The sequence below is a fragment of the Ferrovibrio sp. GW821-FHT12F09 genome, from assembly GCF_058806775.1.
Genome location: NZ_JBXAPZ010000002.1, coordinates 1,090,102 through 1,103,316, shown reverse-complemented (window position 1 = coordinate 1,103,316; position 13,215 = coordinate 1,090,102). Strand labels below are relative to the sequence as shown.

12 protein-coding genes and 1 tRNA gene are annotated in these 13,215 nt (G+C 65.0%); 6 read left to right on the top strand and 7 right to left on the bottom strand.

Annotated elements, in window-relative coordinates; translation table 11 throughout:
- Nucleotides 1-12 precede the first annotated feature (12 nt).
- Genes AC1ROB_RS18405 through AC1ROB_RS18395 form a run of 3 tightly spaced genes read right to left on the bottom strand, consistent with a single transcriptional unit; the run spans nt 13 to nt 2,942 of the window.
- The gene (locus tag AC1ROB_RS18405; RefSeq protein ID WP_492969657.1) at nt 13-1,032 is read right to left on the bottom strand and encodes a zinc-dependent alcohol dehydrogenase family protein; all 1,020 of its coding nucleotides are present in this window, start codon (nt 1,030-1,032) and stop codon (nt 13-15) included.
- 19 nt (nt 1,033-1,051) lie between these two features.
- The gene (locus AC1ROB_RS18400) at nt 1,052-1,840 is read right to left on the bottom strand and encodes a 2-keto-4-pentenoate hydratase (protein WP_492969658.1); all 789 of its coding nucleotides are present in this window, start codon (nt 1,838-1,840) and stop codon (nt 1,052-1,054) included.
- A gap of 13 nt (nt 1,841-1,853) precedes the next feature.
- Nucleotides 1,854-2,942, bottom strand: a complete 1,089-nt coding sequence (locus AC1ROB_RS18395; RefSeq protein WP_492969660.1) for a malate/lactate/ureidoglycolate dehydrogenase — start codon at nt 2,940-2,942, stop codon at nt 1,854-1,856.
- A 105-nt stretch (nt 2,943-3,047) separates the two neighbouring features.
- On the opposite strand from AC1ROB_RS18395, the gene AC1ROB_RS18390 reads away from it, so the two are divergent.
- Entirely contained in the window at nt 3,048-3,458 is a 411-nt protein-coding gene (locus tag AC1ROB_RS18390; protein ID WP_492969661.1) for a hypothetical protein, read from the top strand.
- 51 nt (nt 3,459-3,509) lie between these two features.
- Here the strand turns inward: AC1ROB_RS18390 and polA are convergent, their stop codons facing one another.
- A complete protein-coding gene (gene polA / locus AC1ROB_RS18385) occupies nt 3,510-6,371 on the bottom strand; it encodes a DNA polymerase I (RefSeq protein ID WP_492969662.1) in 2,862 nt (953 codons plus the stop codon).
- Nucleotides 6,372-6,516: 145 nt separating this feature from the next.
- Nucleotides 6,517-6,711, bottom strand: coding sequence for a zinc-finger domain-containing protein (locus AC1ROB_RS18380; RefSeq protein ID WP_492969663.1), 195 nt, complete (start codon nt 6,709-6,711; stop codon nt 6,517-6,519).
- Between the two features lie 105 nt (nt 6,712-6,816).
- Here AC1ROB_RS18380 and AC1ROB_RS18375 point away from each other — a divergent pair, with 105 nt between their 5' ends.
- Together AC1ROB_RS18375 and AC1ROB_RS18370 are read left to right on the top strand one after the other, a co-directional pair.
- On the top strand, nt 6,817-7,779 hold the full coding sequence (locus AC1ROB_RS18375; protein ID WP_492969664.1) for an ABC transporter ATP-binding protein: 963 nt from the start codon (nt 6,817-6,819) through the stop codon (nt 7,777-7,779).
- A gap of 92 nt (nt 7,780-7,871) precedes the next feature.
- Nucleotides 7,872-8,759: a hypothetical protein gene (locus AC1ROB_RS18370; RefSeq protein ID WP_492969665.1), complete on the top strand. Its 888-nt coding sequence runs from the start codon at nt 7,872-7,874 to the stop codon at nt 8,757-8,759.
- 120 nt (nt 8,760-8,879) lie between these two features.
- On the opposite strand, the gene AC1ROB_RS18365 is transcribed toward AC1ROB_RS18370, so the two are convergent.
- Together AC1ROB_RS18365 and AC1ROB_RS18360 are read right to left on the bottom strand one after the other, a co-directional pair.
- Nucleotides 8,880-9,236: a response regulator gene (locus AC1ROB_RS18365; protein WP_492969666.1), complete on the bottom strand. Its 357-nt coding sequence runs from the start codon at nt 9,234-9,236 to the stop codon at nt 8,880-8,882.
- Nucleotides 9,237-9,518: 282 nt separating this feature from the next.
- Nucleotides 9,519-10,739, bottom strand: a complete 1,221-nt coding sequence (locus AC1ROB_RS18360; RefSeq protein WP_492969667.1) for a histidine kinase dimerization/phosphoacceptor domain -containing protein — start codon at nt 10,737-10,739, stop codon at nt 9,519-9,521.
- Nucleotides 10,740-10,956: 217 nt separating this feature from the next.
- On the opposite strand from AC1ROB_RS18360, the gene AC1ROB_RS18355 reads away from it, so the two are divergent.
- The 3 genes from AC1ROB_RS18355 to AC1ROB_RS18345 all read left to right on the top strand — a co-directional run bounded on the left by AC1ROB_RS18355 (nt 10,957) and on the right by AC1ROB_RS18345 (nt 13,151).
- Nucleotides 10,957-11,553: a hypothetical protein gene (locus AC1ROB_RS18355; protein WP_492969668.1), complete on the top strand. Its 597-nt coding sequence runs from the start codon at nt 10,957-10,959 to the stop codon at nt 11,551-11,553.
- 347 nt (nt 11,554-11,900) lie between these two features.
- Nucleotides 11,901-11,977, top strand: a tRNA-Arg gene (locus tag AC1ROB_RS18350).
- An 88-nt stretch (nt 11,978-12,065) separates the two neighbouring features.
- A complete protein-coding gene (locus AC1ROB_RS18345) occupies nt 12,066-13,151 on the top strand; it encodes a hypothetical protein (protein ID WP_492969669.1) in 1,086 nt (361 codons plus the stop codon).
- Nucleotides 13,152-13,215: the final 64 nt, after the last annotated feature.

Sequence of the window (13,215 nt, the reverse complement as noted above, 5' to 3'; positions counted from 1 at the left end):
TAGCCCGTCATGTCAGCTGACGTCGATCACAATCTTCCCGAAGTGGCTGCCGCTGCCCATGTGGTTGAAAGCCGCGCGCACGCCGGCTTCGGAGAATTCAAAACTCTCGTCCAGCACCGGCCGCGTCTCGGCCAGCGCCATGGCGCGCAGCATGGCATCCAGGCCTTCCTTGCTGCCCACGGTCACGCCCTGCAGCCGCACCTGCTGCATCACCACCAGCGGCAGCAGCAGATCGTTGCTGCTGGCGCCCGACAGCACGCCGATCATGGCGATGAAGCCGCCGGGCCGGATGGCGCGGATCGACTGCATGAGCGTGCCGGCGCCGCCCAGCTCGACGATATGGTCCAGCCCGGCGCCATCGGTGAGCGCACGGGCGTTGCGGCCCCATTGCGGATCGGTCTTGTAATTGATCAGATGGTCGGCGCCCATGTCGCGGGCCTTTTCCAGCTTGGCGTCGCTCGATGAGGTGACGATCACCTCGGCGCCGCAGAGCTTGGCGAATTGCAGCGCAAACAGCGCGACGCCGCCGGTACCCTGGATCAGCACGCGGTCGCCGGGCTGCACCTTGCCCAGCGTGACGATGGCGCTCCAGGCGGTGAGCGCCGCACAGGGCAGCGCCGCGGCTTCCTCAAACGACAGATGCTCGGGGATATGCGCCAGCGCCCGGGCCGGGAACAGCCGCTGCTCGCAGAGCCAGCCATCCAGCGGCCCGCCCATGGAGACCGAGAATTTTTCCACGCTGGGTTCGCCGCTCAGCCAGGCCGGAAAGAAATGACCCAGCACACGGTCGCCGGGCTTGAACGCCGTGACGCCGGGGCCGACGCCGATCACCTCGCCGGCGCCGTCCGACACCGGAATCAGCGGCAGCTTCTGCTTCGGGTTGTACTGGCCCAGCGCCATCAGCCAGTCGCGGAAATTCAGCGACACGGCTTTCACCCGCACCAGCACCTCGCCGGCATGGGGCACCGGATCGGGCCGCTCCGCCATGCGCAGACTGTCGACCGAGAAGCTCTGCAGTTCGATGGCGCGCATGACGGTGTTCCTCTTGTGCCTAGCTGGCGAAACTCACAGCGCAGCGGCCGAGACCCTCGGCCGTCACCTCGAACTGGTCGCCGGGCGCGGCCGGCAGCATGGCGAAAAACGTTCCGGTCATGATGACGTCGCCGGCCTTCAGCGGCATCTCGTCCTGCACCAGGCGGCCGGCCAGCCAGGCCAGCGCATGCAGCGGATTGCCATAGACCAGCTCGCCGGTGCCCCTGGCTGCGGCTTCGCCGTTCTTGGTCATGCTCATGGTCATGCGGCGCAGGTCGAGGCCGTCGAGCCGCCGCGCCGGATTGCCCAGCACGAAGGCGCCGCCATTGGCATTGTCGGCGATCAGGTCCAGCGGCTTGGCGTCCAGATTGGCGATGCGGCCGCCCACCACCTCGATGGCCGGCACGCAATAGGCCACGGCGCGGTAGATATCGGCCAGCGTCGGCTGCTCCATGGTCAGGTCGCGGTCCAGCACGATGGCCACTTCGCCCTCGACGCGCGGCTGCATCACGCGGCCCGGGGCCACCTCGTCGCCGTCGCCCATCAGCATGTCGGCATAGAGGATGCCATAGGCCGGCTCCTTCAGGTTCATCGCCTTCTGCGCGGCTTTCGCGCTCAGCGCCACCTTGCGGCCGATCATGCGCCGGCCCTGTTTCACCCAGTGATCGCGGTTCAGCGCCTGCACGGCATAGGCCGAGGCGAGATCGCCCTCGGGGAAGAGGTCGCGCACCGGCGCGCAGGGCTGGCCGGTTTCGCCGGCCTGGCGCAGCCGCAGGGCGGCGGTCTGGATCGGATCGTCCTTGGCCATCAGCTCAGGCTCCTTACGTCAGACCGGCAGCAGCATTGGTTTCAGAGGCGGCGACCTGCACGGATTCACCGGCGGCGATGATCTCGTTCCAGGTGGTGGTATCCACCGGAATGCCCTCGGCATTGCGTTTCGCCTTGGATTTGCGCTCGGGCTCGCCGGCCACCATCACGCCCTTGCCATCGGGACCGGGCGGGGATTTCTTCACCCAGTCGACAAAGGCGGCAGTCTCCGTCTTCCAGGTTTCGGCGCCGCCCAGCTTGGCTGGATCGATAATGATCGACAGCATGTTGTTGGTGATGGTGTTTTTCGCCCAGCTGCCGTCATGCATGGTGATGCCGCCGGTCAGCGCGCCGGCCAGCAGTTCGGCGATCACGGCAAGGCCGTAGCCCTTGTGGCCGCCAAAGGCGAGGATGGCGCCGATGGGGGCATTGAACATCGTGGTCGGGTCGGTGGTGCCGGCGCCCTGTGAATCGATCAGCGTGCCGGGTGCGATCTGCTCGCCCTTGTTCATGGCGACGCGCACCTTGCCCATGGCGATCATGCTGGTGGCCATGTCGAGCACGATCGGTTCGCCGCCCGGTTCGGTGGCGGGCAGGGCGCAGCAATAGGGATTGGTGGCGAAACGCGCATCCGATCCGCCAAACGGCGCGACCAGGGCCGGACGGCCGACCACATTCACATAATGCGTCGAGACCATGCCGGCGGCGGCGCATTGCTCGCCCCAGTGGCCGATGCGGCCGATATGATGGCTGTTGCGCAAGCTCACGATGCAGGCGCCGAGGTCGCGGGCGCGGCGGATGCCCAGCTCCATGGCCTCATGGCCGATCACCTGGCCATAGCCCCAGTCGCCATCGAGGTTGAGGATGGCGCCGGCGTCGCTCAGCAGCGTCACCGATTGATTGACCTTCAGGCGCTTTTCCACCACGGCGAGGATATATTGCGGCAGCATGCCGACGCCATGGCTGTCATGGCCGGTCAGGTTGGCCAGCACCAGGTTGTCGGCGACCAGGGCGGCCTCGCGCGCATTGCTGCCACCGGCCAGGCAGATATGGCGCACGGCGGCGCGCAGCTTCTCTGGTTTGACAATGACGGTGCCAGCCATGGTCTCGGGTCCTCCTGATTGCCGTCCGGTTTAACGCAACGGCGGCAGCGGAACAACGGGCATGCGGTATTTGACCGGGACGGCGGCTTCCGGCAAAGTGATCTTATGCACAAGATTCTGCCGCTCGCCGCTCTGCTGCCCCTGATCGCTGCCTGCGCCTCGCCGCTGGAGGAAAAGGCCGAACGCGCCCGCAGCGCGATGATCGGGTTCAGCGATGCCCAGCTGATGGCCTGCGCCGGCGAGCCGACCGCCCGCAACCGCGAAGGTGATGCCGATCTGTGGAGCTATTTCCGCGAGACCAGCCGTTCGGCCGAAGCGCGTTCCGACCTGGTCGGCTACACGCCGACCGGCCGCGGCGATGCGGCCTACGATTACTTCCGCTATTGCGAGGCGACCTTTGTGCTGCAGCGCGGCCGGGTCAGCGCCATCGAATTCCGCGGCCGCACTGCGACAGGCCGCGAGATCATGGAACCCTGCGGCGCCATCGTCGACCGCTGCGTGCCGGATAAGAAATAAGCCTTCGCACTCACCGTCGTCATTCCCGCTTTCGCGGGGACGACGAAAAAGCTAATGCGCCTCTTCCCAGTTCAGGCCGATGCCGGCTTCCACGGTCAGCGGCACCGACAGGCTGGCGGCATTCTGCATCACCCGCTTGGCCACCGCGATCAGCGCCTCGACTTCCGCGTCCTGCGCCTCGAATACCAGTTCGTCATGCACCTGCAGCAGCATGCGGGCCTTGAGCCCCTCGGCGGCCAGCGCGGCAGGCAGCTTCGCCATGGCGCGCTTGATGATATCGGCGGCCGAGCCCTGGATCGGCGCGTTGATGGCGGCGCGTTCGAGGAAATTGCGCTCGGCTGGATTCTTCGAATTGATATTGGGAAAATGCACGCGCCGGCCATAGAGCGTCGTGACGAAGCCGTGCTCCTTCACCTGCTTTTTCGTGCTGTCCATATAGGCGCGGATGCCGGGATAGCGCTGGAAATAGGCTTCGATATAGCTCTGCGCCTCGCGCTGCGGGATGCCCAGCTGGGCCGCCAGGCCGAAGGCGCTCATGCCATAGATGATGCCGAAGTTGATGGCCTTGGCGGCGCGGCGCACCATCGGGTCCATGCCTTCCACCGGCGTGTTGAACACCTGGCTGGCGGTCAGCGCATGAATGTCGATGCCGTCGCGGAAGGCATCCTTCAGCGTGTTGATATCGGCGATATGGGCGAGGATGCGCAGCTCGATCTGCGAATAATCCGCCGAGACCAGTTTGTGGCCGGCTTCGGCGACGAAGGCCTTGCGGATCTTGCGGCCTTCCTCGGTGCGCACCGGAATATTCTGCAGGTTGGGATCAGACGACGCGAAGCGCCCCGTATTGGTGGCCGAGAGTGCGAATGAGGTATGCACGCGGCCGGTCTTGGGGTTGATCTGCACCACCAGCGCATCGGCATAGGTGCTTTTCAGCTTGGCGAGCTGGCGCCAGTCGACCACCACGCGCGGCAGTTCATGGCCCTCGGCGGCGAGTTCTTCCAGGATATCGGCGCCGGTCGAATAGGCGCCGGTCTTGCCCTTCTTGCCGCCGGGCAGCTTCATCTTGTCGAACAGGATCTCGCCGAGCTGCTTGGGCGAGCCGATGTTGAAGCTCTCTTCCGCCAGCTCATGGGCTTTCTTCTCGAACGCCTCCATGCGCTGGGCGAAGTCGGCCGAGAGGCGATTGAGTTCGGCCGGATCGACCTTGATGCCGGCCACTTCCATGGCGCAGACGACCGCGGGCAGCGGCCGTTCGATGGTCTCGTAGAGCGCGGTCTGCTTCTCGGCCAGCAGGCGCGGCTTCAGCACATGATAGAGCCGCAGCGTCACATCGGCGTCTTCGGCGGCATAGTCGCGCGCCTTGTCCAGCGCCACTTCGGCAAACGAGATGCGCGCCTTGCCGGTGCCGGTCACTTCGTCATAGCTGATCGGTGTATGGTTCAGATGGCGCTGCGACAGCTCGTCCATGCCATGGCCGTGTTTGCCGGCATCGAGGGAATACGAAATCAGCATGGTGTCGTCGTAGGACACGATGCCGATACCGTATTTGTCGAGCACCGCCATGTCGTATTTGATGTTCTGGCCGATTTTCAGCACGCTCGGATCGGCGAGCAAAGGCTTGAGCGCCTCCAGCGCCTCGGTCACGCCAAGCTGCTTGATCGCGCCCGCGCCGGAAAAATCCAGCCCGCCGCCGCCCGGCGGCACATGCCCGACCGGGATATAGCAGGCTGCGCCCGGCGCAATGGCGAGACTAATCCCAACCAAGCTTGCCTTGGTTGGAGATAAGTCGGTGGTCTCGGTGTCGAAGGCGATGATCCCGGATTCAAAACCGCGCGCGATCCAGCGCTGCAGTGCGCCCAGATCCTGCACCAGCTCGTAATGGTCGCGGCCGACGGGCGGCGTCTCCGGTCCGCCTTCGCCGGCATAAGCGATCGGCGTCGTCGATTTATGCGCGGATGCCACCGGCGCGCTGTACATGGTCTCCGGCCGTGCCGTGACGCCGGGCGCGCCGCCGCTCATATCCACGCCGCGCGACTTCAGCCGGTTCTCGATGCGGCTGGTCAGCGTGCGGAATTCCATCTCGTTGAGGAAGGCCGAGAGCTTGGGCCATTCCACCGGCCCGAGCTTGAGATCGTCCAGCCCCAGCTCCAGCGGCACGTCGTCCTTCAGCTTCACCAGCTGATACGAGATGCGCGCCTTGTCGGCGTTGTTGAGCAGTGTCTCGCGGCGCTTGGGCTGCTTGATCTCAGCCGCACGCGCCAGCAGTGTTTCCAGGTCGCCATAGATGTTGATCAGTTCGGCGGCGGTCTTGATGCCGATGCCGGGCACGCCGGGCACGTTGTCGGTGCTGTCGCCGGCCAGCGCCTGCACGTCGATCACCTTGTCGGGCGAAACGCCGAATTTCTCCATCACCTCGGCCGGACCGATGCTGCGATCCTTCATCGGATCCATCATGCCGACGCCGTCGCGTACAAGCTGCATGAGGTCCTTGTCGGACGACACGACGCAGACCTCCATGCCGGCTTCGTTGGCGATGCGGGCATAGGTCGCGATGATGTCGTCGGCCTCGAAGCCGTCTTTTTCGATGGAGGGCAGGCCGAAGGCGCGGGTGGCCTCGCGGATCGGGGCGAATTGCGGGATCAGGTCTTCCGGCGTCTCGCTGCGGTTGGCCTTGTATGCGGGATAGATCTCGCTGCGGAAGGTTTCGCGGCCGGCATCGAAGATCACCGCCATATGGCTGACGGCCTCGTCATGCTCGGCCTTGTCGCGCAAGGACGAGAGCATGTTGCAGAAGCCCGACACGGCGCCGATCGGCAGGCCGTCGGATTTGCGCGTCAGCGGCGGCAGCGCGTGATAGGCACGGAAGATGTAGCCGGAGCCGTCGACGAGATAGAGGCGGTGCTTGGATGCCATAACAGATACGCTCTCCGATTTACCACCACGTCATCCCCGCGGAAGCGGGGATCCATCCTGTCTGGCCGCGCATAGGACGGTGACGGCAGAGCATGGTACTGGCGGCGGCTGGGTGCCCGCTTTCGCGGGCATGACGGTATTCTTGTTAATGGCCGTGCCCGTGGCCGGCACCCTCTTTGAGCAGATACTGCCGGCCGCAATAGGGGCAGTCGATCTCGTGCTTGTCGCCCATGTTCAGGTAGACGCGCGGATGGCCCAGCGCACCGCCGCCGCCATCGCAGGCGACAACCGGGCTTTCAACGGTGATCGTCTCGGGAGCAGATGATTTGGCGGCCTGCATGGTCTTCTCCGGGTCGGTTCGGGCCCCGGTCCTTTGACCTTGGGGGCACGGGATGATACCTAGCCCAGTGCCGTCCGCCACGCCAGCCTTTCAGGCCATAAACGCATGTCAGAAGCCCCGTCGACCGACTCCGTTCCGGACCGGAATGCCGCCATTTCCGTGCGCAATCTGGTCAAGGTCTACGGCAAGGGTGCCAAGGCCAAGCAGGCTTTGCACGGCGTGTCGCTGGATATTCCGCGCGGCAGCTTTTTCGGTCTGCTCGGCCCGAACGGGGCCGGCAAATCCACGCTGATCAATATCCTGGCCGGCCTGGTCAGCAAGACCGGCGGCCAGGCCATGGTCTGGGGCCATGATATCGACCGCGAGACGCGGCTGGCGCGCGCCGCCATCGGCGTGGTGCCGCAGGAACTCAATCTCGATCCGTTTTTCACGCCGGAAGAGGCGCTGGAATTCCAGGCCGGCCTCTATGGCGTGCCCAGGGCCGAACGCCGCACGGCCGAAATCCTCGCCGCCATGGGGCTGAGCGACAAGGCGAAAGCCTATGCGCGCACGCTGTCGGGCGGCATGCGCCGTCGCCTGCTGGTGGCGAAGGCGCTGGTGCATGCGCCGCCGGTGCTGGTGCTGGATGAGCCTACCGCCGGCGTCGATATCGAACTGCGCCAGCAGCTCTGGGCCTATATCCGCCGGCTGAATGCGTCCGGCGTCACCGTGGTGCTGACCACGCACTATCTGGAAGAGGCCGAGGCGCTTTGCGATCATATCGCCATTGTCAACCACGGCCGCATCGTGGCCCATGATGCGACGCCGAAGCTGCTGGCGCGGCTCGACCGCAAGGATGTAATCGTCACGCTCAGCGCCGATCTGGCCGCGCCGCCGGCCAGCCTGGCCAACCTGGGCGCCGAACTGCTCGGGCCGCGGCGGCTGCGGCTGCACTACCGCCCGAGCCAGACGCCCTTCCCGCAGGTGCTGGCGCAGTTGCAGGCGGCCGGACTGGAGATCGTCGATCTCTCGACCCAGGAAGCCGACCTGGAAGACCTGTTCCTGGAACTGACGCGCAAGGCCGCATAAGGCTGTAAGCCGCGGAAAATAGTTGCTGTCCCCGCTTCGGCTCTGGCATCAATTCCGCAACTGGAATCGATTCCGCGAAACGGTTGAACCCCGTGATTATCCTTGTCGAAAACGGACAGACCTTCATCCCGCCGACCGGCCGCAAGGTTGCCATCGTCACCCTCGTCATCGGCGACCGTTATGTCGATATCTGGCAACGGCTGTGCAGCGAGTCCTGGCAGAGATACGCCGACCTCTGCGGCTTCGACCTGATCGTGGTGTCCGGCGCGCTGGACACCGGCACGCGGGCTGCGGCGCGTTCGCCGGCCTGGCAGAAACTGCTGATCCTCAATCAGGCCTGGTCGCAGCAGTATGAGCGCATCATCTGGCTCGACTCAGACATCATCATCGCGCCCAGGGCGATCAACATCATGGAGCAGGCCGGCCCGCCCGAGAAGATCAGCCTCTGTCCGGTCGGCGGCCAGATGTCCGATGCCGCCCGGGCCATTTACATCGAACATTTCCACAAGGTCCGCATCAATCCGGCTTTCGAGCGCGATATGTGGAAATGGGAGATGCACAATCTCTTCCAGGCCCATGGCATCGGGCCGCTGGACACCATGTTCAATACCGGGGTGATGGTGCTCTCGCCGGCGCATCACAATGCACTGTTCCTGGAATGCTACGAGGGTGAACATGTCGGGCGGCTTTACGAGCAGCCGCAGCTCTCGGCCTTCATCACGGCCCGCGACCTGGCGCATCCGATCAGCAGCCGGTTCAACTGGGGCATCCAGGAGGCGCTGGTGCTCTATCTGCCCGAAACTATCGGGGTGAAGCAGATAGCCGAGGAAATTCGCGACGATGTGATGAAGCTGACGCGGTTTTTCATCCGGCGCGAACTGGCGAACAGCTATTTCCTGCACTTCTACGGGTCGATGGGCGTCCTGGCGCGGCTGACCCATGACGATGTGTTCGGCGGCGATCTGTACGGGAATGTATGACGCCACAGGGCGGCGTCGGCCTCGCGATCCCGGAAGCCGACCTGGAAGATCTGTTCCTGGAGCTGACGCGCTGCGCGGCTCAGGCCATGCGGCGGCCTGGCATGCAGGCCGAGACCGCCGCTAAGCGGATTTGCGCAGGGCATTTTGAAAGCGCTGGTGCACGGCGTCCAGGTCATAGGGTTTGCGGATCATCGGATCGAGGCCATGCTCGCAATCCAGCGCGACACCGGAGGTGATGATCACCGGTACGGCTGGGTGATGCATCATGACCCATTGGGCCAGGCCGGCGCCATCCATGCTGCCGGGCATCTGCAGGTCGGTAAAGACCAGATCGATGATCTCGCTCTCGAACCAGAGCACCGCTTCGGCCGCATCCTCGGCCTGCAGCACGGTATAGCCGCGGCTTTCCAGGTAATCGGCGGTGGTCAGGCGGATCAGCAGATCGTCTTCCACCAGCAGGATGGTTTGTGCGGTCACGGGCGGTGTTTCCACCTGCATGACGCTGAGTCCGCTGGTGGAGGGGAGACCGGTTTTGACAGATGCGGCCTGAGCCTGAGCGCGGTTTGCGACAATGCCCGCAGGCAATACAATACCTGCAGACAGTTTGGCTGTCCGCGCGGCAAAATCCATGATGTCTGGGGAAGTCACTGGCAATACTCCGGTGCCGGCTTCAGTTGCGTATACTGGCACGCATCAGCAACCCATGCACGGCCTTATGGTTCCGGTTTCGGCCAGCCGGGGCTGGTTGGTGGATTTTTGTCACAGGAATGGTGGAAGAGTGACGGAAGCGGGTGGCATTAGCTCGTGGCTGCGCACTTGGGCAAGGTCGCGCGGGAAGGCGATGGTCACCTTGGTGCCGCTGCCATTGTCCTGTGCGCCGAAGCTGATCTGGCCGCGCAGTTGCTTGACCAGCAGTCCGATCACCTTCATGCCGAAGCCACGGCTGGGCTGGTCGATCTGGCCTGCTGGCATGCCGGGGCCTTCATCGGATACCGACAGCGTATAGCCGCTTTGGGTATCGGCGAAATGCACCGCGACATTGCCCCTGCCGTATTTGATCGCATTGGTCACCAGCTCGTTGATGATCAGGCCGATGGCCACGATCCGCGCGGTGGGCAGTCTCACCTCGGCGCCACTGACCGCGATGGCGCCGCGGTTGCTGGCCTGCAGCACGTTGGACAGATCGTCGCAGATGCGCTGCAGATACTGCGTCACATCGGCATGCTCGATGCCTTCGTTCAGGTAGATATGCTGATGCACGCGGGCGATGGCCGAGACGCGGCTGGCCGCCTGTTTCAGTTGTGACGATACGTCGTCGTCGCTTTTGCTGCGGCTCTGCATCGACAGCAGTCCGGCTACCAGCTGCAGGCTGTTCATCACCCGGTGGTCGATCTCGTTGGCCATGATGGCGGCCAGGCGCAGGGCCTTTTCCTTGTCGGCTGCCACCTCGGACAGGGCGGCGGCGGCCTGCCGCGCGGTTCTCCGCTGTTCCAGTTGGCTCATGGCGATCGCGGCCAGGCTGCCCAGGTTGGCGATCTGCCGGCGGGTCACGTCGCGCGGCTTGCGGTCCATGACACAGAGCGTGCCGATATTGGAGCCGTCCCCGGCCTGCAGCGGGATGCCGAGATAGAAGCGCAGGCCGAAGTCGCCAGTGACCAGCGGATGCGCCTCGGCGCGGGGGTCGGCGGCGGCATTCGCCACCAGCCAGGGGCGCTTTTGCAGGATGGCCGATACGCACAGGCCGGGATCGCGGCCGATCTCAGGCAGCGCCATGCCATGGCGCGATTTGAACCAGACGCGGCCCTCATCGACGATGCTGATCAGCGCGACCGGGGCGCGCAGCAGGTCGGCAGCCAGATCGGTGATGTGGTCGAACGAACTTTCGGGCGGGGTGTCCAGGATATCGTAATGCCGCACGGTGGCGATGCGGATCGCTTCCGACTGGGGGCTCGCGGTAAGCCGATGGAAAGACGACGTCATTGCATGCGTCTCGTGGCGGCTTGGGTTTTGGTCAAGGCGACACCCTACGCCCGAAACGCGCATCTTCAAAGGTGACTCTCCGTAAAAATTGTAGCGCATTGGAGGTAGTTACAATTTTAAGGTGTATGTGATTTGGGGGCATAGGACTGGACTTGACTATTTGTTCTCTTTTTGTATCATATTGTCTGAATACCGTCTGGGCCCCCCGGCTGCGGCCATGAAAGCCTTCGCCTTCGATCTGTACGCCCGTTACCCGGATGGCCGGCAGCAGCCGCTGCGCGGCCGGATCTCCGGTCCCGCAGCCGATGCCGCGCGCGGTTATGTCTGCGCCTGGACCTGCTCGCTGTTCGGCGGCGGCAGCTTTCATTCCGCCTATCCGGAATGGGCCTATGCGAAAGCCGTGTCTTTCATCCGCATCGAATGCGAGACGCAGCACGCAACGCTCTGCGATACCGAAGGCCGCGAGATCGCGTTGCAGCCGCCGACCGTCGACGGTTACGGCCTGCCCTGTTTCCCGGAGGCGCGCTTTCGCGGCCGCACGTTGCAGAACGGGGTCTGGACCGATTTCACGGCTGGCGTGCGACCGCCGGAACGCCGCCCGCCGCAAACCGGCATGACCGATGTCTGGGGCTGTGAGGTCGCGTGTTCCCTGCTGGATATCCGGGGGCCGATTCTGTCCTCCTGGCCCGAGCATGCCTATGAACTGGCGTATCGCTTCCTGCGCCGCCTGCTGGAGCGCGAGGCGCCGGTCACTGCCATGAATGGCGCCGCCCTGCTGCTACGGGCGCCGGTGCGGCCGCCGCGCCGGCACTGACTGATCGCCCAGGATGTAAAAGGCATCGCCTTGGACAGGGAGAAGGCGAGCAACGCAGAATAAGACGGAATAAGCATCGGATAAGACCGGATAAGCCGGAATAAGGCGCAACAGGCGGCGGATAAGCCGGACCACGCCCGTAACAAGACGATATAAGCCCGGATCATGATCGCGCCGCCGGCCGGATCGCCACCCGCCCGGTCCTGCCTGCCCGGCCTTGCCGGGTGGCGGCGCCGCCCGGATTGCCCAAGGATTCCCGCAGGATGCCCGGGCTTATCGGCCCGCCGGCCCGTCTTGCCCGGGGCCGGCGGCTCCTGTATGGTCCGCGCCATCACGCCGGCCCCGGCGCACCCGTAGCTCAGCTGGATAGAGCGCTGCCCTCCGAAGGCAGAGGTCACAAGTTCGAATCTTGTCGGGTGCACCATTCCGCCGGCCTTCCGCACCGCCCCGCATTAACCCGATCGCTACCCGGTACGGGCGATGCTGCGGCAGGATCGCAACAGGACGGCGCCATGCGGGTGGTTTTCGCAGCGAATATCCCGCCCCAGCAGCCGGCGGAGCAGAGCGGCCATCTGGCCAGCGCGCGCTATCGCGGCCTGATCCCGGCGGCGGCCCTGCGCCAGGACGGCGTGCCGGCCACGGTGATCTCCTTCCTCGACCTGTTCAAACCGGATTTCGATCCCGCCATCGATCTGCTGGTGCTGCACCAGCCGAAAGACGACATCGTCCATTTCGCCAAGGTGATCTCGGTCTTCCTCGATCGCATGGAGGCGGTGCGGGCGCGCGGCGGCGTCATCCTGCTCGATGTGTCCGACTTCAAGTTCAGCGCCGAATATGCCGCCCGGCTGACCGAGAAGCTGGGCCGCGAGGGCGCCGAGACCTACCGCCTGATCCTCGACAACATCTTCGCCCGCAGCAGCGCCGTCACCGCGCCCACCGAGGCGCTGGCCGCCATGCTGCGCACGGTGCTGCGCGACAAGCTGCCGGTTTTCGTGGTCGACGATGTGGTGGAGGTGGAACAGCGCGCGCCGCACTTCGCGCCCGGCCCGGTGCTCAAGCTGCTGTGGTTCGGCATGATGTCGTCGCATGCCGAGGCGATGCAGCGTTTCCTGAAATACGATCTGCCGCGCATCGATGCGCAGCAGTCGGTGCAACTGCAGCTGATCTGCGAACCGCTGAGTGCCGCGCCCGATGGCGTACTGGAGCTGGAAGAGGGCGGCAAGACCCATCGCGTGATGGTGACGCCCTGGTCGGTGCCGGCTGTGCAGCAGGGATTGGAGGATTGCGACATCGTGGTGCTGCCCTTCGATGTCGAGTCGCATCTCTCGCGCGGCAAGAGCAACAACCGCGCCCTGCAGGCCCTCTATGCCGGCCGCTACACGGTGGCACATCCGATCGACAGCTACCTGCCGTTGGGAGAGTATGTCGGTCTCGACCGCGATCTGGCGGCGGCGGTGGCCACGGCGCTGGCCGATCCGGCTGCGGCGCTGGAGCGGATCGCGCGCGGCCAGGCCCATGTGGCGGCGCAGTACAGTCCCCAGGCCATCGGCCGGCGCTGGCTGGCCCTGGTCCGGCAGCTGCTGCCGCCCGCTTCTTAACCGCCGGACTTCTTAACGTATCGTCAGGTTTCGGCCGCTAGTCTGCCGGGGCCGGAACCCGGTC